This window comes from Variovorax sp. SRS16 (assembly GCF_901827165.1).
Lineage (GTDB): Bacteria > Pseudomonadota > Gammaproteobacteria > Burkholderiales > Burkholderiaceae_C > Variovorax.
This window is the reverse complement of the sequence record NZ_LR594667.1, coordinates 765,878-783,476: the sequence shown is the minus strand read 5'-3', so window position 1 is coordinate 783,476 and position 17,599 is coordinate 765,878. Positions and strand designations below refer to the sequence as shown.

22 protein-coding genes are annotated in these 17,599 nt (G+C 62.6%); 12 read left to right on the top strand and 10 right to left on the bottom strand.

Annotation, left to right across the window (positions count from 1 at the left end; all coding sequences use genetic code 11):
• The first annotated feature begins 29 nt into the window (after positions 1–29).
• The 3 genes from E5P2_RS38430 to E5P2_RS32065 all read left to right on the top strand — a co-directional run bounded on the left by E5P2_RS38430 (position 30) and on the right by E5P2_RS32065 (position 1,737).
• Positions 30–530 (top strand): disulfide bond formation protein B, encoded by a 501-nt coding sequence (locus E5P2_RS38430; RefSeq protein ID WP_068673617.1) that lies wholly within the window; start codon positions 30–32, stop codon positions 528–530.
• A 46-nt stretch (positions 531–576) separates the two neighbouring features.
• Positions 577–1,458: a tyrosine-type recombinase/integrase gene (locus E5P2_RS32070; RefSeq protein WP_068673619.1), complete on the top strand. Its 882-nt coding sequence runs from the start codon at positions 577–579 to the stop codon at positions 1,456–1,458.
• Positions 1,459–1,530: 72 nt separating this feature from the next.
• Positions 1,531–1,737 (top strand): hypothetical protein, encoded by a 207-nt coding sequence (locus tag E5P2_RS32065; RefSeq protein WP_068673621.1) that lies wholly within the window; start codon positions 1,531–1,533, stop codon positions 1,735–1,737.
• A 105-nt stretch (positions 1,738–1,842) separates the two neighbouring features.
• On the opposite strand, the gene E5P2_RS32060 is transcribed toward E5P2_RS32065, so the two are convergent.
• Entirely contained in the window at positions 1,843–2,157 is a 315-nt protein-coding gene (locus E5P2_RS32060; protein WP_068673623.1) for a hypothetical protein, read from the bottom strand.
• Between the two features lie 229 nt (positions 2,158–2,386).
• Here E5P2_RS32060 and E5P2_RS32055 point away from each other — a divergent pair, with 229 nt between their 5' ends.
• Entirely contained in the window at positions 2,387–2,728 is a 342-nt protein-coding gene (locus E5P2_RS32055) for a hypothetical protein (RefSeq protein ID WP_068673625.1), read from the top strand.
• A gap of 252 nt (positions 2,729–2,980) precedes the next feature.
• On the opposite strand, the gene E5P2_RS32050 is transcribed toward E5P2_RS32055, so the two are convergent.
• The gene (locus E5P2_RS32050) at positions 2,981–3,280 is read right to left on the bottom strand and encodes a hypothetical protein (protein WP_068673627.1); all 300 of its coding nucleotides are present in this window, start codon (positions 3,278–3,280) and stop codon (positions 2,981–2,983) included.
• A 200-nt stretch (positions 3,281–3,480) separates the two neighbouring features.
• Here E5P2_RS32050 and E5P2_RS32045 point away from each other — a divergent pair, with 200 nt between their 5' ends.
• From E5P2_RS32045 to E5P2_RS32020, 6 genes are all read left to right on the top strand, one after another.
• Complete coding sequence (locus E5P2_RS32045; protein ID WP_068673629.1) at positions 3,481–3,828, top strand: hypothetical protein; 348 nt, start codon at positions 3,481–3,483, stop codon at positions 3,826–3,828.
• A 2-nt stretch (positions 3,829–3,830) separates the two neighbouring features.
• Positions 3,831–6,395: a preprotein translocase subunit SecA gene (gene secA / locus E5P2_RS32040; RefSeq protein ID WP_068673631.1), complete on the top strand. Its 2,565-nt coding sequence runs from the start codon at positions 3,831–3,833 to the stop codon at positions 6,393–6,395.
• Positions 6,396–6,619: 224 nt separating this feature from the next.
• Positions 6,620–7,588 (top strand): 5'-nucleotidase, encoded by a 969-nt coding sequence (locus tag E5P2_RS32035; protein ID WP_068673633.1) that lies wholly within the window; start codon positions 6,620–6,622, stop codon positions 7,586–7,588.
• Between the two features lie 80 nt (positions 7,589–7,668).
• Positions 7,669–8,238 (top strand): M23 family metallopeptidase, encoded by a 570-nt coding sequence (locus E5P2_RS38425; RefSeq protein ID WP_068673634.1) that lies wholly within the window; start codon positions 7,669–7,671, stop codon positions 8,236–8,238.
• 347 nt (positions 8,239–8,585) lie between these two features.
• Entirely contained in the window at positions 8,586–8,942 is a 357-nt protein-coding gene (locus E5P2_RS32025; RefSeq protein WP_068673636.1) for a BACON domain-containing protein, read from the top strand.
• Positions 8,939–9,487 (top strand): AAA family ATPase, encoded by a 549-nt coding sequence (locus E5P2_RS32020; RefSeq protein ID WP_068673638.1) that lies wholly within the window; start codon positions 8,939–8,941, stop codon positions 9,485–9,487. The genes E5P2_RS32025 and E5P2_RS32020 overlap by 4 nt, the downstream gene beginning before the upstream one ends.
• 91 nt (positions 9,488–9,578) lie before the next feature.
• Here the strand turns inward: E5P2_RS32020 and E5P2_RS32015 are convergent, their stop codons facing one another.
• From E5P2_RS32015 to E5P2_RS31995, 5 genes are all read right to left on the bottom strand, one after another.
• Complete coding sequence (locus E5P2_RS32015) at positions 9,579–9,791, bottom strand: hypothetical protein (RefSeq protein ID WP_102906930.1); 213 nt, start codon at positions 9,789–9,791, stop codon at positions 9,579–9,581.
• 14 nt (positions 9,792–9,805) lie between these two features.
• Positions 9,806–10,729, bottom strand: a complete 924-nt coding sequence (locus tag E5P2_RS32010) for a hypothetical protein (RefSeq protein ID WP_162571141.1) — start codon at positions 10,727–10,729, stop codon at positions 9,806–9,808.
• A gap of 12 nt (positions 10,730–10,741) precedes the next feature.
• Positions 10,742–11,053 carry a hypothetical protein gene (locus tag E5P2_RS32005; RefSeq protein ID WP_146039475.1) on the bottom strand — a complete coding sequence of 104 codons (312 nt, stop codon included), beginning with the start codon at positions 11,051–11,053 and terminating at the stop codon, positions 10,742–10,744.
• Between the two features lie 15 nt (positions 11,054–11,068).
• Positions 11,069–11,437, bottom strand: a complete 369-nt coding sequence (locus tag E5P2_RS32000; RefSeq protein WP_157103368.1) for a hypothetical protein — start codon at positions 11,435–11,437, stop codon at positions 11,069–11,071.
• Positions 11,438–12,399: 962 nt separating this feature from the next.
• Positions 12,400–13,707 carry a UvrD-helicase domain-containing protein gene (locus E5P2_RS31995; protein WP_083944125.1) on the bottom strand — a complete coding sequence of 436 codons (1,308 nt, stop codon included), beginning with the start codon at positions 13,705–13,707 and terminating at the stop codon, positions 12,400–12,402.
• Between the two features lie 69 nt (positions 13,708–13,776).
• On the opposite strand from E5P2_RS31995, the gene E5P2_RS31990 reads away from it, so the two are divergent.
• The gene (locus E5P2_RS31990) at positions 13,777–14,571 is read left to right on the top strand and encodes a hypothetical protein (protein WP_068673650.1); all 795 of its coding nucleotides are present in this window, start codon (positions 13,777–13,779) and stop codon (positions 14,569–14,571) included.
• On the opposite strand, the gene E5P2_RS31985 is transcribed toward E5P2_RS31990, so the two are convergent.
• Together E5P2_RS31985 and E5P2_RS31980 are read right to left on the bottom strand one after the other, a co-directional pair.
• A complete protein-coding gene (locus tag E5P2_RS31985; RefSeq protein ID WP_146039473.1) occupies positions 14,471–14,986 on the bottom strand; it encodes a hypothetical protein in 516 nt (171 codons plus the stop codon). The genes E5P2_RS31990 and E5P2_RS31985 overlap by 101 nt on opposite strands.
• Positions 14,983–15,372: a hypothetical protein gene (locus E5P2_RS31980; protein ID WP_068673652.1), complete on the bottom strand. Its 390-nt coding sequence runs from the start codon at positions 15,370–15,372 to the stop codon at positions 14,983–14,985. The genes E5P2_RS31985 and E5P2_RS31980 overlap by 4 nt, the downstream gene beginning before the upstream one ends.
• A 137-nt stretch (positions 15,373–15,509) precedes the next feature.
• Here E5P2_RS31980 and E5P2_RS31975 point away from each other — a divergent pair, with 137 nt between their 5' ends.
• On the top strand, positions 15,510–16,787 hold the full coding sequence (locus tag E5P2_RS31975) for a WGR domain-containing protein (RefSeq protein WP_146039472.1): 1,278 nt from the start codon (positions 15,510–15,512) through the stop codon (positions 16,785–16,787).
• A 353-nt stretch (positions 16,788–17,140) separates the two neighbouring features.
• Here E5P2_RS31975 and E5P2_RS31970 read toward each other — a convergent pair whose 3' ends face one another.
• On the bottom strand, positions 17,141–17,584 hold the full coding sequence (locus E5P2_RS31970; protein WP_162487232.1) for a single-stranded DNA-binding protein: 444 nt from the start codon (positions 17,582–17,584) through the stop codon (positions 17,141–17,143).
• Positions 17,585–17,599 lie beyond the last annotated feature (15 nt).

Here is a 17,599-nt window from a genome sequence, read left to right as displayed (position 1 = left end):
GTGTTTAAGCGTCGCGAGCTATTCAAACCATGCGATTCCTCCGAACCAATCGATTCCCGCTCGGCGTCCTTGCCGTCTCCCTCGGTGCCTTGGCGCTCGCCCTCGTGCTGCAATATGGGTTTAGCATGGCTCCCTGCCCCTTGTGCGTACTCCAGCGCCTGGCGCTCGTTGCGACTGCCTTGGTCGGCGCTGCCCAAATGGCCTTGCAGAAGCGATTCACGACGCCACTCACCTGGCTTGGATTCGCAGCTTCACTAGGCGGGTTCACCCTCGCCACGTGGCACATCTTCAAGATGGTTGCCGCCCCCACGGAGGACGCGGCGTGCGGCCCAGGCCTAGCCACCTGGGTCGACAGCCTTTGGACCGCCGAGCTGCTGCCGAGCGTTTTTGCACCCATGGGAGATTGCTTTCAGGACGCGGCCAACCTCCTCGGCCTGCCTCTTCCGGTCTATGCCTGCGGCCTTTTTCTGACCGTCGCAGCTCTTTTTCGTCTAAATGCAATTAACGCAACTAGCACACTAAATTCTTAGTGGCTGTAAACTAGTGGTCCCGCTGGAATTGCGTTAATTGCATTTTATGGACCTCTTTGAATGGGCATTGAAAGTCTCTCGAAAACGGCTCCGCCAGAGCAGCCTGGCCGTATATCGGTCAATGTGGAACGGCTACACGACACGCCTTGCCTCGCCCGCCGCGCCGGCGGGGCCCGCAATCCCCGGCGCTGAGTCGGCCGCGCAACTCGTCGGCGCCCTCGAAGGGGCAGGGGACTACTCCGTCCGCAAGCGTGTTTACGGCCTGGTCCGGTGGACCTACGACACGCTTCAGAAGAGCGGACTTCCGCTGCGCAACGAATGCAAGGAAGTGGAAAAGCTGTTCATGCCGGACTTCAGGCCCGAGCACGAGATGCTGGGCAGGTCCTGGGCCGACAGGATGACCGAGGAGGCGCGCGCGAGCTGCTCGGGATGGAAGAGCGTGCGGTTGGCCGCCATAGTGATGCTCCTCTGTGAAACTGCCCTCAAGAACAGCGAACTCGTCGAGCTCAGGCTCGAGAATCTCAGGGGCACGCCACCGCGGTGGCTCAACGCCGGCCACAAGGCCAAAGAGCGTGAGTTTGTCCTCAGTGCGAAGGCATCGGCGCTGATGACGGAGTGGCTCGCCGTCCGGCCCGCCGTACCGACTGACTTCCTGTTCGTTGCCGATGCGACTGGACGGTGCATGGACCATGCGACGCTTTGGCGTCAACTGAAGCGCGTGACGCTGGCCGCGCAGGGCAGCGAGGGCGTTCGCCACTTTGGCACTGGGCTCATCCGAGCGACGAAGGCACGGGAGTTGAAGGACATGGGGACGGACGTCGCGGAGATTGCGGATTTTCTCGGCCATATGCAGGAAGCCTCGACAGGCGAGTTGCTCGACCGAGTCCGCACCCGACGCGCGGGCAGGGAAGCCGCACCCAGCCGCTGATTTCGCTCCGTTTTAGGCAGTTTGTCCGACTCGCTATAGGAGCTAGGACAACCTGCCTCATAGGAGCAAATCATGGCAAAACGCATCCCCAAGAAAGAGAACCAGCTTTTCGCAGACCGCGCAAAGGCCGAGAACGAACGGGAGTTCTCCCTCGATGGTGACGACGAAGGCGCTGAGACCGAGAAGCTAGACCTCGCCGTTCTCCACGGACAGGGAACCTCTTCGCGTGCAGGTCGCGGTATGGACTCGGACGAATACCGAGGCTTCGCCGGCTTCTGACCCATTCTTCCAAACGCCTGCATCACAGCAGGCGTTTTTCATTGTCCGACGGCGCCCAGACGGCGAAAAAGCCTGGGGTGCCAGGCTCCTGTGCGGTGAGTTGGCTCAGGCCGCCAATCTGGCCAGGTCCATCACGCGGCTCTGGACGGCTGCGCCGCCGATGAACGCCACGGAAGGCAACTTACTCGTGGCCTGCACCAGGTTCCACGCAGAGCGGCCCGCCTGGGCGATGCGATAGCCGAAGTTCCCGCTTTCGCCCTGTCGCTCAACCAGGCCTTGCTCGACCAGCTTACGCAGGGTCATGGCGTGGTGACTTGAGCGGAACGCCCCCAGGTCCCGGGGCCGCCAGTAGCGCCCATCTCGCAATTGCTGCTCCAGTTCATAGAGCGTCTTCAGAAGCTCCGCTTGAGGCGTGGTCATCAAACCCAGCACCTTGCAACTCTGTCTCATCTGTTTAGGCGTTGAAAATGTACGTCGGCAGTGTTATAATCGAGGCCGCCCGTAGCAGCACTTCACCCCTATAGCACTCCGTATTTAGGTCTGCCCATAGCGGCAGCACCCTCCGTCGCAAGTGCCATATAACGACCGACACCCTGGGAAGGGGTGGTCGCTACATCCGGTATAGGTCAACAACATTTTTGGAGCTCACATGGATTGGAAGATACTCGCGCTCATCGCCACCCCCATCCTCTTCGCCATCTTCGCCCAGGGGATTCTCGACGCGCTTCATCCCAACGAAGTCGAAGAGAAAGAATGCGAACGACGCCAGAAGAGGTCGAAATCGGTCGAGCAGATGGCTGACGCACACCCCGCAACTCCCAGCGGAGTGGTGGCGGCAACAGGAGTGCCCGTGAACCACGCCGCCCAACTGGCTCAGAGCAATGTAGAACGTCAGAGGCGCCGCAAGCTCGAAGAGGCGCATGACTACGACGCACCAGCGGACTTCGCGATGCCAGACGACTTCGACTTGGCAGCTGCGAGGCAACTCTAACCCGGTTCCCCCTCCTTCGAGGCCTTCCAATGCAACTGCATTGGAAGGCCTTTTCTTTGGCGATGGCGTCTCAGTCCTATTCGGGTCGACGGCTGCCCAACGGCAAAAAGCCCTCCGGGCAAGAGCCAGAAGGGCTTTAAGAGACGACAGAAGAGGACTAGTGCAGCCTTGCGCGCGTTGAACTCAGCGCTGCGACCAACGGAACAGGGCCAGGCGAAACCGGAGCCTGAACGGGGCTCTCTTGCCCAACGTTCATGGCCACACCGCGTAAACAATGCCAACCGCGAGGGCTGCGGAGAGCGCACTGATAGACGCCAAGTGGTTGTAGTACGACCCCATCGCCTTGCGTTTGGAATAGTCTTCACGCCGCGGGGCAAGCGTGAAATGGGTGACCACCGTTTCCAGGCTCGAAGCAGCCGCCGCCATCACGATGCACATCCAGCTCGTCGGCTCTATGCCAATGGCGAATGCCGCCGCAACGATGATGGCAAGGGGTACGGCCGTCTTGATGGCTGCGTCTGCCCCACTGGGGGCTTTAAGAGTGGTTGTCATTCTCGGGTCCTCGTCTTACCGAAACTCCTTTCGAACTGCGTCCTGGGCAGGGCAGTATGCTCGGCCATTATAGGCCCTTTTAGGGAGCCGGGTCAATACCTAAATCGACAGAAGCGTTATAGCTCGACGCGGCTGGGGCGAGGACTAAAAGGCCTGGCTAGATTTGCCATTAACCTGAACCTCTCAGCCATCAAATGCCCATGACCCCAGTCAAATTCCCGCCCGTCTACCTGCTCGAAATCCTCAGCAGCCCCGGTGGCGGTACCGACGAGTGCGACAACTTCGGGAAACTGGAACTGGCCGTGCAGCGAGCGGTCGACGCTCTCAGCGAGGCTTCCGGGCCGATTGAGGTCGATGTCTCGTTGGATGTGAGCGATGAAATCGAGGGCATCAGCTTTCTGAACGAGGAGCAAGAAGTTCTTGCTCTCATCTCGGTCTACCACCTCGACCGCGACACAGGCGAAGCAACGGACCCCGCCATTGCGATGGCCTGCCGTGGCGACAAGAACGCTCTGCAGTCCGCCATGAATCGCATCGTCCGAGCCTGAACATGGACTTCTCGAGTCTGTATACGCGAGTGCGCTCGCAGTCCGCGCTCAACCGCTTCACGGCAGACGCCAAGCGCATTTCCGAGGGGGAGTCATCTCTCACTTCCCTGCCCGCAGAGGAGCTCAAGGCGCGGTTCCTGGCCCTGCGCGACCTTCCCGAGCCCAAGCGCACTGTGCCCGGGTTCGCGCTCGCGCGAGAAGCCGCACGCCGCGCGCTGGGTTTGCGGCCGTTCGACGTCCAACTGATTGGGGGCTTGGCCCTTTTGCAAGGCAAGCTTGCTGAAATGCGCACGGGTGAGGGGAAGACCCTCACACTCGTGGCGCCCGCGGCACTGCTTGCCCTGCAGGGCAAAGGCGTCCATGTCGTGACTGCGAACAGCTATCTGGCCCGCCGGGATGCGGAACTGATGCGTCCAGTCTTCGAAGCCCTGGGCCTTTCTGTAGCGTTCATCGAGACCTCGCAGACGTCGGCTGCGAAGCGGGAAGCCTATGCAGCGGACGTCACGTACGGGGTGGGCTTTGAGTTCGGCTTCGACTACCTTCGCGACAACATGGTGAGCGACGCCGGTGACAAGGTACAACGCCCGCTGTCGTTTGCTATCGTGGACGAAGTCGACTCGGTTCTCATCGACGAGGCACGAACGCCGCTCATCATTTCCGGCTCGGGAGACTCGCAGGATGCCATCGTTCGCGCGCTCAACCTGACCGCTCGCCAGCTCAAGAGCGGCGTCGACTACGTGGTGGACCCCAAGGAGCGCAACGCCACGCTCACCGAGCGCGGCTACGACGAGGCCGAAGCGAGCCTTGCGAAGCAAGGCATCATCGCGGGCCAAGGCGAGCTCTACGCTGCCCACAACCTGCACATTGCGCGTCGCCTGCATTCCGCTGTGCGCGCCCATGGCGTGTACCGCCTTGACCGAGACTACGTCGTCTCTGCCGGTGAGGTGGTCCTGGTCGACCAGGGGACCGGTCGAAAGATGCCGGGCCGTCGCTTGGAGGATGGGCTGCACGAAGCAATTGAGGCGAAGGAAGGGCTGGAAATCCACGCTGGTTCCGTCACGCGTGCGACTATCACGTATCAGAGCTTTTTCGGCCTCTACGAGCGCCTGGCCGGCTTGACCGGCACCGCGCTCACGGAAGCTGAGGAGTTCACCGAGTTTTACGGCCTCGAGACCGTGGTCGTTCCTACCAACCGACCTGTGGCCCGCATTCTCAAGGAGGACCTGGTCTACCTTGGGAAGTCTGCCAAGTTCGTCGCTGTGGCGGACGAAATTGTTCGCAGGCAAGCGTCAGGCCAGCCCGTGCTTGCGGGGTGCGCGTCCGTTCGCGACGCGGAAGTGCTCAGCCGCCTGCTTGAGAGCAAAGGCGTGGTGCACGAAGTGCTCACGGCGAAGCACCTCGAGCGAGAGGCCCACATCATCGCCCAAGCCGGGCGTCCTGGCGCCGTTACGGTAGCGACGAACATGGCCGGGCGGGGAACCGACATCATCCTGGGTGGCGAAAAGCCATCAGAGGGCGACTTCACTGACCCTGCGGCCTACGCACACGGTAAGGCGCAGTGGGAGTCCGCCCGTGCTGCCGTTCTTGCAGCGGGCGGCCTGTTCGTCCTCGGTACCGAGCGCTCAGGCATCCGCCGGGTGGACAACCAACTGGCCGGCCGCTCCGGGCGCCAGGGCGACCCTGGCGAGGTTCAGTTCTTCCTGAGCTTGGAAGACGAGCTCCTGCGGGTGTTCGGGCAGTCCAGGCAGCTGAAAGTCGTCGCCAAGCTCATCGACGGCGCCGGCGGCGTCCTTAGCGGCAAAACCATCGCGAAGCTTGTGACTACCGCGCAGCGAAGCCTTGAAGGGCAGGGCTTCGAGGCTCGCCGGAATGTCATGAAGTACGACAGCTCGATGTCGGAACAACGCAAGGCCGTTTACGCCCTCCGTGACAGCCTGCTCGCTGACGGCGTCATGGAGTACTGCGAGGCAGCGGTTGACGCGGCTGTCGCCAATTGGGCAAACGTTCGGCTTGGCGTGCACGACATGCCTGAGCAGTGGGACCTGCCCGCGCTAAAGCGCGAACTGGAAGCTGATTTCAACATCCAGCCCGGCCTGGTCGGCTGGGTTCACAGCGAGGACCTGGGTCGCGACGAGGTGGTCGAGCGCATCCGCGCCGCTGTCCAGGCACGGCTCGCAGCCAACCCGCTCGACACCGCCGCGCGCCGCCGGCTGGTACTCAGGGTGCTGACAGACCTCTGGACCGAGCACCTGACTGCACTTGACGAGCTGCGCCAAGCTGTTTCTCTTAAGGGCGCGACCGGACAGAACCCGCTCTTCCAGTTTCACAACGACGCGTTCGCGCTTTTCAAGTCGTTCGAGGAAGCGCTCTGCGCAGAAATCTCGCGGCAACTTCTTTCCTCGGCCCTGCAAGAGGAGCGCGAGGCGAAATCTGCGGACGCCGACGAGCAGGCTCGCAAGGCCGCCCGGGTAGCCGTGGAGCTCGAGCAACGGTGGGTCAAGCGCAATGAACCCTGCCCCTGCGGCTCGGGAAAGCGCTTTAAGCACTGCCACGGAAAACTGCGGTAAGCGGCCCGCCTTGCCCGACGAGCCACGACAGCCTCTCCGATGACACCTGCGGGCCGCTAAAGGCGCGCAGCGTGCTTTAGGGCCGTCGCGCGCCCCTCGAATTTCCTCTAAGTTATTGTCGCGCAACGGAAATTTGCTTGAACGAACGTTGGAGAAATTTCTGGGGAGCGTTGGGAGGTCCGGTCGCTAGACAGGTCAGAACTACTTTTCTGAGGTCAAACCACATGCTAACAATCGCAGTTTCCAGTCGCGCCCTCTTTCACATCGAAGATGGCGATGAAATCTTCCAGACCCAGGGCCAAAAGGCCTTCGACGAGTACATGCGCTCCAAGGCTGACGTCCCACTTCGTCGGGGAACGGCCTTCCCGCTCATTCGCAAGCTGCTCACTCTGAATCGGCCCGGTGCCAAGCGCTTGGTCGATGTGGTCATGCTGTCGCGCAACAGCCCGGTCGCCGGGGTGCGCATAGCGAACAGCATCGTTCACCACGGCCTTGACATCAAGGGCGCGGTGTTCACCAAGGGTTCGGACCGCTTCCGCTTCGCTGCCGGCATGGGCGTCCAGCTTTTTCTGTCTGCAAATTCAGCGGACGTGCAGAACGCCATCGCCAATGGCATCGCCGCGGCAACCATGCTTCCAAGCGAACGAGACGACGACGCCAGCGACGACGACATCCGCATCGCTTTCGACGGCGACAGCGTGTTGTTCAGTTCCGAAGGGGATGAGTGCTACCGCGAGCACGGTCTGGAGGTCTTCCATCAGACCGAGCACCAGAAGGCCGCTATTCCGCTGGGCGCTGGCCCCTTCAAGCTTGTCCTGGAGGAACTGCATCGGATTCAACACGAGTTCCCCGTGAACGAGTGCCCTCTGAAACTTGCCCTTGTGACCGCGCGCGCAATTCCAAGTCACGGTCGCGTCATGACAACGCTCGACTCCTGGGGCGTTGTGCTCGACGTGGCCACCTTCGCGAACGGTGCCCCGAAAGGCCCCATTCTGAAGGCGTTCGGTGCCGACATGTTCTTTGACGACGCTTCGAAGAATATCGACAGCGCACGAAGCAGCGATGTGACCTCCGGCCATGTTCCTTACGGTACCGGGCACGGAATCACAGAGCCGCTCCTCACGCGCGGGGACGTCCCCAGTGCCTCCCGCAGGTCCGCTGCGGCGGGCGTTCAAGAGGCTTGTGCCGCCTAGTCTGCTCATTCGAGACGCCGCCACTTCATGTGTCGGCGTCTCTTTCTTTCTCTGCGCTAAAGGGCAGGGCTATAAGGCTCATGAGCAACCCGACCGCCTGGCTGTGCCCCCTTGAGCTCGAACTCCGCCCTACGGCGGATGCCGAGTCCTTCCGAAGCATGCCCCCTGGCGTCACCGGGCTCCCGATTGGCAGCCACCCGGGCGCCTTCGGCGTGGTGCGGCGTAACCATATCCACGAGGGCGTCGACCTCTATACCGAGGAGGGCTGCCCTGTGCTAGCCGTTGAGGAAGGTCTCGTGGTCGGCGTGATGCCGTTCACGGGCCCGGGCGCGGGCCTGCCTTGGTGGCGAGACACCAAGGCCGTACTGGTCGAAGGCCGGTCAGGCGTCGTCGCCTACGGGGAGGTTTCTCCTCTGGTCTCTTGCGGAGACCGTGTCCAACCTGGGGAGGTTGTGGCGCGGGTCGTGCGAGTTCTTCGCCAAGACAAGGGGCGGCCGACGTCCATGCTTCACATTGAACTCCACGAGCCTGGCGCGCGGCAGTGCCCAGCCTGGCTCAGCTCGGATACGCGTCCGCACACCCTGCGCGACCCGACGCCTTACCTGCTCGAGGCGTCTCACCGCCTCTACCGGCTCCCGCGGAAAAGCTAAATCCGGCGGCTACACGCCGGATGACCCTTTTGCCGAGATACCTCGCCGCCACGCTGGTAGCCCTGGCCTGCACAGGTGGTGCACTTGCCGCCGAGGTTGAGCGGAATCCGTTCAACCCCTCGCCATCCGCGAATACACCGCAGTCCGAGTCGCAGGCTCCAGCCGGTAAAGGCACGCTACCTCAGGGCCTTCCAGCTTTGCGCCTGCCGCCCCCAATCCCCACGGTCGAGGGGCGAGCGGTACTGCCTCCCGTTTTGCCTCCCTCGCTTCCTCCTCCGCCGCTACCAACTGCCAATGCGGCCCCGGCTGGTGCCGACCAACCGTCGCCAGGCAGTGGCTCGCGCCGCGTGTTCCTGAATCAACAGGAACTTCAGGCCCAGCGCAGCCAGTGCGACATCTCGCGCAAGGCGAGCGGCACGGAGGCTGTTTCCCCTGCCGGCGGCACGGTGACGCTGCGCTATGTCGTGAGCAATGGCCGGGTATGCCTTTCAGGCGCAGCTTCCGACTCGACCTGGGCCAACGTGAGCCGCGCTGACGAGAGCCAGGCGTCCGTGGTCATCGAACCCAACGACAGCGCTACGCCTCGCGAAACCACGGTCACCGTCGTCTCCCGCAATGGTCGTAGTGCCGCTTTTCGGATTTCTCAACCCGCCGGCAACGGCTTCCGCGCAATCGAGCCGCAACGCACGGCTACCTCGCCATGAAGGTTATCAACCTGTTCGCAGCACCCGGGATTGGCAAGTCCACCTCCGCACAGATTCTCACTGGCCTCCTGTCCATCGGTGGCTACCGAGTCGAGTACGTTCCGGAGTTCGCCAAATTCCAGACCTTCTCGGGGAACCAGGCCGCCTTGAGCGACCAGGTGTACATGTTCGCCAAGCAGGAGAACCGGCTCCACGTGTTCAAGGACCAAGAGTTCGATTTTGTGGTCATGGACGGTCCGCTGCCTATCGCGCTGCTGTACACGCCCGAGACCTACTTCAAGTACTACGAGCCGCTCGTCATGGAGGTCTTCAGCTCCTTCGACAACGTCAATTTCTTCCTGGACCGAAACCCCTCATACGAGCACAAGAAGCACGGCCGCATCCAGGACCGTGCGCAGTCCGACGCTCTCTCTCTCCGGCTCGAGGCCATCCTGTCACGCCACAAGGTTCCGCTCACCCGCGAGATGGTGCGCCCCCAACTACCGCTTGTGCTCTACGAAGCCTTGACAGGGGCAAAGCCGCCCTCACTTGAAGACCTGGCCTGAGGACAGGTCCAGTCATCCGAAGGCCCTCCGGACCATCAGGTTGGAGGGCTTTGTTCTGGCCGCGCGTTCGCGAAGCGACGAGCTGGGGGCCTCAGCTGACGAAGTTCAGATGCCCTTCCTTCGCCTTCCAGCTAATGTGGACCCAGCCACCGAGGGCGTAGTGGCTCACGCCCTCCGCGTCGAGCAGCCGATGGCCACTGCTTTCGCTGGCCGACAGGAGGGTGGCCGAACCCGAAGACGGATAACAACGGCCGCAGGCCTGGCGCGCATTCGGGTTCGGCTGCGCCAAGAGAAACGCCGGCAAGGCCGGCGTTTGTTCTAGTTCACCGCGCGTAGGTTGCGCTTCTCGCCGCCCACCAGGGCCGGCCGAACGAAGAGTTTGAGCTCTTCGGGCTGCAGCGGCTCCGAGGGCACTGCAACCGGGGACGGCGCCGGGGGAGGAGGCACCACCGCGGCAGGTGCCTGAATGGGCGGGGCGGCAGCGGCGACGGGCGCCGGTGCGACGTGGGCGGCTGGCACGGCGGCGGTCGACTGGCGTGCACTCGTCGCTTCAGTGAGCGCAGGCAGGGGTACGCCGCTCGTGACGACGAGTGCGTTCGCGACTTGCTCAGCCAGGATGCCGCGAGCATTGGCAACTTCGCGCAGGCGCTCCCATTGGGCCATCTCGGACGTGTACGTGATGTACTGAGTCAGATTGCGGACCTTCATCGCACCAGGTTGCAGCCGGTCGTACTGGGCATCCGGCAGTAGCACGCCCATCGTGTCGGGAACCCACTCCACGTCGGTCATCGAGTCGGGGTCGAACGAGACGCTGCGCAGCGGATGCACCGAGACCTCGAGAATCGCCTGGAAGTTGGCGAACTTCAAGGCGAAGCACGACTTTGCTTGGAACGTCAGGGCGGGGTCCGATTCGCGGGCGAGGTAGGCCACTTGAGCCTTGCCGAAGGCACGGAGCATCACGCCGAGCGGCTGGTACGTTTTCTCTGCACGCGAGAAGAACGGCTCTTCGATGCGCCAGTAGTGCACGACGTCGGCGCGCGGGCTCTCGCCGTGGATGCCGAGGAATCGCAGAATCTCGAGCTGGGTCTCGAACTCCACCTGCTCGCCGCTCTCACCGCCCTGGTCGTAGAGCCAGTTGTGCATGTCCTCGCTGGACACATGAGCAAGGGTGCAGAGCGTTTCAGTGGAGATGCCGCGCAGGCTCATCAGGGCGCGGACGACGGCGGTATTGACGTGAGACATTGAACTGGTTCCTTAGCGAGCGATGACGACCGCAGCGAGCGTGGCCAGGAAGAACACGCAGTACGGCAGGGCGACTTGGGACTGAGGCACTTTCCAGGGCGTCTTGGCGCGCTGGAGGTGGCGCTGCATGGCGAATGCGCCAAACAGTGCGCCGGCCATGAACAGCCCTGCACAGACCTGGCGCCTGTGCGGGATGTCCACAAACTGGGAGAAGGGCGGCATCGGCACGTTGCTGATAACCAGCGACACGAGCAGGATGAAGCCGATGCCGGCTGCGTACAGCATGTTCGGGCGGCTCATATCAACAATGGACTTCGTCATCATGGGAACTTTCCTTTTTTACGGGTTGATGGGCAGGTAGCCCGAATCGAACTTGGCTCCCTTGCCTTCAGCGCCATGGAAGACGCCCAGACCGGGAACTGACTGACCTTTACTCACAATCACGGTGCGCTGGTCACCAATGCGCACCCAGGCCTTGTCGCCAGTCGGACTGGCGGCGACGACCGTTGCCGGGTTGCCGCGGACCTGTGCGTCGGCGAGTACCGGCTTCTGGATACGCACAGGCTCCTTGGCCGCAGGGCGTTCTGCTTGCACTGCCTGGCGCTCCGCCGGCCCAGCGATTTGCTCAGCCGGGGCGGGCGCTGCGGGGGCGGGGGAGGCTGCTACCACCTTGATGGTCGGCTTCTCGGACGCCGGCGAGACGGCCACGGGCTTGTCCGCCACAGGCGCCGAAGCCGGCACAGGGTGAACAGGAGGCGGCGGTGGAAGCGCTGTCGGCCCAGCAAGGTTGTCGCGCTTTGCCAGGACGGCAGCGGCAGCTCGTGCAGCGTCTGGAAGCAGCTCTGAACGCTCTGGAGCGACGGGCGCCGCGAGGGTCGCAGTCGTTTTCAGCCCTACCTGCGGGGCCCTCGCTTCCTGCACGGGTTTGCGCACCACAGGCTGTCGGGCGACGGGGGCCTGCACGACCTTCTTTGCGACCGGACGGCGCGCAGGCTCTACGGGCTTCGCAGGCGCGGCAACCGACGCGTCGGCGGGGACAGCCGCCGACACCGGGGCGGGCGCGGAAGCGATGGAAACTTGAGCGGAAGGCGCGGGGGACGCTGCAGACGCGACCGCCAGCGGCGGCGTATCTGCCTTCCTCGCGTCCGCGGCAGGCGCGGCTTGCACATGGACCGTAGTCGCCGCAGTTGGGGCTTCGCTCGAAACAACGGGCTGAGCCGCAGCGGTGTGGTCAAGTGCCTTTACCGGAGCTTGAACGGCCGCCACCGGCGCGGCGTGTGCGGCGACGAGGGGCAGCGCTTCGAGGGGCGTTGACTCACCATCCCCCGCGGACGCGTGTTCTGCGACCACGGGTGCCTGCTCAAGCTTGATTGCCGGGGCAGCAACAGGAGTTACAGAGGCGGCGAGCGGCACGGCGGCCGTGGGCGGCGTGGCGCGCGACTCAACCGCAACGGGGTGTTCCGCACCTCCGAACATGACAACAGACGCCGACCCCGCACCGAACAACAGAATGACGCCTGTCAGGAGCATCGACACGGTGGAGGATGAGCCGTTAGGTTTGGGTTTCTGCTTCATGAGGTTAAGAAGTTGGAGCACATCAGGAGACGGACGGTCCCCAGGCTTATCGCATCGGGCTCGAAAACCAGATGCCTGACCTGTAGAAAGCTGATTTAGCCTTCCAACGCGTGCGCTTCGAACAGAAAGCCCGATGGATGCCGACCGCCATTGGGGTTGCGCTTCTGAGCCCGCGAGGCGCTGTACGACATGCGCAGGAAATCGCGCGCGCGAGTCATCGCTACGTAGAAGAGGCGGCGCTCCTCCTCCTTCACGCCCAGGGGATGCGGAAACAGCGATGCCTCGCAGCCCATCACCCACACTTCCGGCCACTCGAGGCCCTTCGACTCGTGCACGGTGTAGGCTTGCAGGTTCAGTTCGCGCAGCGGTGAAATCACGGCTTGGGTGCGAGCCAGAACTGCCCGGCTCTTGGGAGAAGCCTCCAGCCAGTCCTTCGCTGCCTGCAACTCCCCGGCAGCGTCGTCGTAGTGGTTGATGACGACCTCTCCGATGTCCGTGCGGTGCGCCTTCCACTGGATGGGGAAGCGGTCGGGGTTGACCGAGATGACGTTGTTGGCATGTTCGACGATGCTCAACGCGCTGCGGTAGTTCACAGAAAGGACGTGCGTGTCATCGCACTCCTTCTGGAGCTGATGCATCACGCCGCCATGGGCCCCGCGGAACGCATAGATGGCCTGGTCGGCATCTCCGATGTACCAATACTTGGCGTTCGGCCGCCCGAGCTTGCGCAGGAAGGTCTTTTGGAGCGAACTCAGGTCCTGTGACTCGTCGACCAGGATGTGGTCGAAACAGGGGTTCAGCTTTTCGGCCCCAAGTTTTAGAAGGCCCGTGAAGTCAACGACCTCTTCCTCCTGGAGCATCTCCTCGAACCGATAGGCGATGATGCCCATGGTCGTGGTGTGCTTCTCCTCCTCGCGGGACCGGTTCAGCGCGAGCAACAGCTCGGAGTCGGAAAAGTCCTCGTAGTCCTCCGGCAGCTCAGTGCGCAGATTGTCCAGAAAATAGACGAGCTCATCGTCGTTCGCGATGACGACCTGCAGTTTCTGGCTGGAAAGCTTGGACAGGGCCAGGGAGTGGACGGTGCCGCACACCGGAATCTTGGAACGGTCGCCGAAGCGAGCCAGCATACGAGACTGGATTTCCTTGGCGGCCTTGCGCGTAAAGGTGACCACCGCGACCCGGGCAGGGTCCGCGCCAGCCTGGATGAGGGCCACGGCTCGCTCGACGAGCAACCGGGTCTTTCCAGCGCCAGCACCGGCGCAGATGACAGCATTTCGATTGAACGACGATTCGAGTGCGCTTCGCTGCTCGGGCGAGAGCGTCCCGCCTTCCGCGCGCAGGGCGGAGGAACGAGGCGCATCGGACGTCTCGCGGACGTCGGCAAAAAGGTCAGCGTAATTCAAGATAAAACCCTTTAGGAAGATAACATTTTAAGCTATACAAGCACTAAAATCAAACCCAATCTAAAACGTATGAAGCCACTTGCTCGTCTGGGTCTAAATACTCTTTTGGTTGCCGCCTGTACCGCGCTGGGCGGCTACGCGTTCTTCCACGTGGGCACCTCTACAGGCGTCCTGAAGCGCACCCCAGAGCATGCGAGGCTGGCACCCACGGCAGTGACGGCCGCGGTGTCCTACCTGGAATCGCTGGGGCAGGGTGAGGTGGCGGTCACCGTGCAGCCGGGCCCAAAAATTCAGGAAGCTGCGCCTGTCGAATTCCTTTTCGTGAGTGCCAGCTCGGCGGTCAGTGCGGCAGACGGGGCAACCGTGAAGTTGGAGGTTGTCGGACGAGGCCCGACCTGCGAGGGCACGTACGAGGCCGGCACGCGACGTTTTCAGACGTGGGCAGAGGGCGTGACGGCCGCCGCAGGCGCCCAGGTAATTGCCGATTGGTGCCTCGTCGCTGCGCCGGGGACCGAGGTCGCCTACCGCACGATGGACCAGCCTTGGAAGACCGAAGCAGGTGAACTCGAAGCTGATTTCGCAACCCGCTACATTCGCTTCCTTGCCCCCGGCGGAGCGCCTGCCGCCATCAAGGCCACAGCCCTTGCGGTCTGCGACGACGACAAGGGCTGTGGCTATCTGGCAAGCATCACTGTTGGCGATGACGACCGTCAAATCTCTGAGCTGGTCACCCAAGGTGACGCCGAGCTCGTGCAGGCCAGAACTATCGCCGACGACGATGAGATTCAGGCCGTGACTGTCCCTGCCCACCCTCCTGCCGGACTGCACGGGTTTCACCCAGTTCTCGTTCACTCGATTCGGTGACCGGCTGCAAGGCGGCGCCATCGTCCGAGCCTTCAACGGCGACGGAGGCCCCGACGTTGCGCTTCGCGCTTTCTTCAAATTTCTTTTCGAGCTGGGCCAGCATGTCACTTGAGGCCGCCCGCCGCTCGATTTCGATGAAGCGGTCCAAGAAGGCGATGGCCGGCTTGAACTCGTCTTGCACCTCCAGCTGTCCTCCTTGCAGCGAAGCGATGACCTCACCGTCAATGAGCTTGAGCATGAAGGGCTTCGCGGCCAGGATGTGATACCAGACGTGGTAGGTCGCGCCGATGAATTCAAGTTGCAGGGGAGCGCCTGTTGGTCCGTGAAAGACAAACTGCGTCCGCATCCATGCCGTCGGCGACTCGGAGGGCTCATTGGCGCGGGATAGTCCGCCATTCCAGGATTTTGTTTTCATTTCTTGGTCGCGGTGCTGGGTTTTGCTTTGCTCGGCTGGCTCTTCTGTGGTGCGAACACCTGCTGCGACCCGTCGTTGTAGGTCAGGGTCAGCTTCCCCTTTGACAGCACGTAGGTGTTGTCGACCGAGCCGTGGGGCGGCATCTCAAAAGTTAGCGTACCGGCGCTTGACTCCGCCGTGCTGCCCGTCGTCCAGGTACCAATGAGCGGCGCAAAGCCGTTGGGGCCGAGCTTCGCCGAGCCATCCGCCCCCAACTCCATCACGCCCGTCAAGGCGCGGTCACTGCCGGACACGGTCTCCCACTTGCCCACGAGCTTGGGGTTGGCCATCGCCATGGCCGGCACTGCAAACGCGAGCAGCAGCGCGGATTTGAGAAGAGATTTCATGCGCCGTTTAGCCAGGCTCCTTTATCCGCCTGGCGGCTAAACACGTTGGATAGACAGCGGGCAACCCCCTCCGGGGAGCCTGCCAACGCCTCCTGCGTCTCGTCGGCTCTCCGGAACTCGTTTTTCGGAGACCCTTCTTGAGTTCAACCGCCGTCGAGACTGTCATGCTGGTGTGCACGGACGCACTAAATAACAACAACAAATTCTGGGAGGGCACGCTTCAGGCAAACGGTGACGTCCATTGCAGGTGGGGCCGCGTCGGCGCGACGGGGCAAACCAAGGTGTTCGCCAGCGCAGGCAAGTCGTTCCTCACGAGCAAGGCCAACGAGAAGCGACGTGGCGGCTACACCGAAGTGGCCGTGCTAGGCAGCCCGAAATCACAGGTTGTCGCGACGACAACCGAGGCCGTGAAGAGACAGATATCGAGCGCAGGAAACCCAGTCATCGAGGCGCTGCTCGAGCGCCTGGTCAAGGAGAACCGCCACGAAATCTTCGTGATGTCCGGCGGGCAAATCAATGTGTCCGCTGACGGCGTCGTGACGACCGCCGTCGGGGTCATCGATGGCGAGTCGGTCCGCTCCGCCAGGCAGGTGCTGGCCACTATCGCGTTATCCCACGCGACCAAGGACTTCAACTCCACGGTGTTCATCGACTACCTGCAGCAGTACCTCACGCTGGTTCCCCAAAAGGTATCGGCGAAGCGCGGCTGGCACACCACCTTCCTCGCCGCGGACGATGCCATCATCAAGCAGAGCGCGTTCCTCGACCAGCTCGAGGGCTCCATCGAACTGGCTCTTGCCAACGCAAAGAGCTCAGGCCCAGAGCCGGCCAAGGTGTTCGACGTCGAACTGGAGCTCATCGAAGACGGAGCGGAGTGGACCAGCATCGAGCGCTTCTTCAAGCAGTCCATCAACCTTCGGCACGCGTCCTCAGGCCTCAAGCCCGTTCGGGCCTTCCGCGTGACCATCGGCTCGATGGCGCGGGCGTTCGAGAACGATGGGATGAAGGTAGGTAATGTTCAGCGGCTCTGGCACGGCACCCGGGCCTACAACGTGCTGTCCATCCTCAAGCAGGGCCTCATTGTTCCCAAGAGCGGCGGTTCGTACAACATCACCGGGCGCATGTTCGGCGACGGACTCTACTTCAGCGACCAGTCGACGAAGTCCCTGGCGTACTCGCGGGGCGACTGGAGCCGCTCGCAGGGCATCGACAACCGTTGTTTCATGTTTCTCGCGGACGTCGCCATGGGCCGCGCCATGACGCCGAGCGGACCCAACGCACGCGCGCAGTATCCGGCCAAAGGCTACGACTCCACGTTCGCAAAGGGAGGGGAGAGCGGTGTCCTGAACAACGAGATGATTGTCTACCGTACGAGCCAGGCGAACCTGACAACGCTCGTTGAATTCAGCGGCTGACCCCTGGGTATCAATGACGACGCTCTAGCGTTCAGCGGAAAGGTCCATCCTGGACCGCCGTCAGACGGGGTACGAACTCGGTAAGCCTGCGGACCTCGGGTCTGAAATTCGGGGTCGTACGAGGCGGCCGCCGGGGCACGTCCTTTCGAGCACGGAGCGGCTGCCGGCCGACCGTACGACCAGAAAGACAAGACACGGAACCGCAACCACCTTGCTGCCGACACGGCTAGGCCAGCGCCAACTGAGCGGGCAAAAAGAAATCCCCGGAACCAATGGCTCCGGGGATGTTAATCACGGTATCTGGAGTGGCGCGATGTAGCTCGCGCGCGGGCAAGGGAGCTTCCAGCCTTCGGTCACTTGTGGCCGAGTAGCTCGGGCATGGAGATGGCGACAATGGCGTTGTCCAGACCTGGTGTTCCGTCCTTCTTGAGGTACGCCTCCACCTGGGGGCGACCTTCGACGAGAACTTGTCGGCCTTTGGTGTAGTTCGCCAAAGCCTCGGGCTTCTGCGCCATCGCGCCGAATAGCAAGACCTTGTACCAAACGGTCTGCTTGGCGCCACCAATGCCTCTGTCGGTTGCCACACTCATCTCGAAGTACGGGTTCCCTGCACCTGACTTTCGGGTTTCTGAAGACCCGATATTTCCTACTACCTGAATTCGCTCGTAAGCCATGAGAAAACTACCTGAAACGCGGATGACCTCGATTGCCAGCCCCAAGACGTTGAGCGCATAGGGCCCCTTTCCGGCGAGCGGCGAAAAGGTTAGGCAAGAACATATACGAGTCGTATAGCTCACGGCCCAAACTTGGGC

Bases quoted from the DNA above. Each gene is read 5' to 3' on its own strand.
- E5P2_RS32035 (WP_068673633.1), top strand. From the start codon at position 6,620: ATGCTAACAATCGCAGTTTCCAGTCGCGCCCTCTTTCACATCGAAGAT.
- secA (WP_068673631.1), top strand. From the start codon at position 3,831: ATGGACTTCTCGAGTCTGTATACGCGAGTGCGCTCGCAGTCCGCGCTC.
- E5P2_RS32005 (WP_146039475.1), bottom strand. From the start codon at position 11,053: ATGATGACGAAGTCCATTGTTGATATGAGCCGCCCGAACATGCTGTAC.
- E5P2_RS38430 (WP_068673617.1), top strand. From the start codon at position 30: ATGCGATTCCTCCGAACCAATCGATTCCCGCTCGGCGTCCTTGCCGTC.
- E5P2_RS32045 (WP_068673629.1), top strand. From the start codon at position 3,481: ATGACCCCAGTCAAATTCCCGCCCGTCTACCTGCTCGAAATCCTCAGC.
- E5P2_RS32055 (WP_068673625.1), top strand. From the start codon at position 2,387: ATGGATTGGAAGATACTCGCGCTCATCGCCACCCCCATCCTCTTCGCC.
- E5P2_RS31980 (WP_068673652.1), bottom strand. From the start codon at position 15,372: ATGAAATCTCTTCTCAAATCCGCGCTGCTGCTCGCGTTTGCAGTGCCG.
- E5P2_RS31990 (WP_068673650.1), top strand. From the start codon at position 13,777: ATGAAGCCACTTGCTCGTCTGGGTCTAAATACTCTTTTGGTTGCCGCC.
- E5P2_RS32065 (WP_068673621.1), top strand. From the start codon at position 1,531: ATGGCAAAACGCATCCCCAAGAAAGAGAACCAGCTTTTCGCAGACCGC.
- E5P2_RS32060 (WP_068673623.1), bottom strand. From the start codon at position 2,157: ATGACCACGCCTCAAGCGGAGCTTCTGAAGACGCTCTATGAACTGGAG.
- E5P2_RS32050 (WP_068673627.1), bottom strand. From the start codon at position 3,280: ATGACAACCACTCTTAAAGCCCCCAGTGGGGCAGACGCAGCCATCAAG.
- E5P2_RS32070 (WP_068673619.1), top strand. From the start codon at position 577: ATGGACCTCTTTGAATGGGCATTGAAAGTCTCTCGAAAACGGCTCCGC.
- E5P2_RS32010 (WP_162571141.1), bottom strand. From the start codon at position 10,729: ATGTCTCACGTCAATACCGCCGTCGTCCGCGCCCTGATGAGCCTGCGC.
- E5P2_RS38425 (WP_068673634.1), top strand. From the start codon at position 7,669: ATGAGCAACCCGACCGCCTGGCTGTGCCCCCTTGAGCTCGAACTCCGC.
- E5P2_RS31985 (WP_146039473.1), bottom strand. From the start codon at position 14,986: ATGAAAACAAAATCCTGGAATGGCGGACTATCCCGCGCCAATGAGCCC.
- E5P2_RS32020 (WP_068673638.1), top strand. From the start codon at position 8,939: ATGAAGGTTATCAACCTGTTCGCAGCACCCGGGATTGGCAAGTCCACC.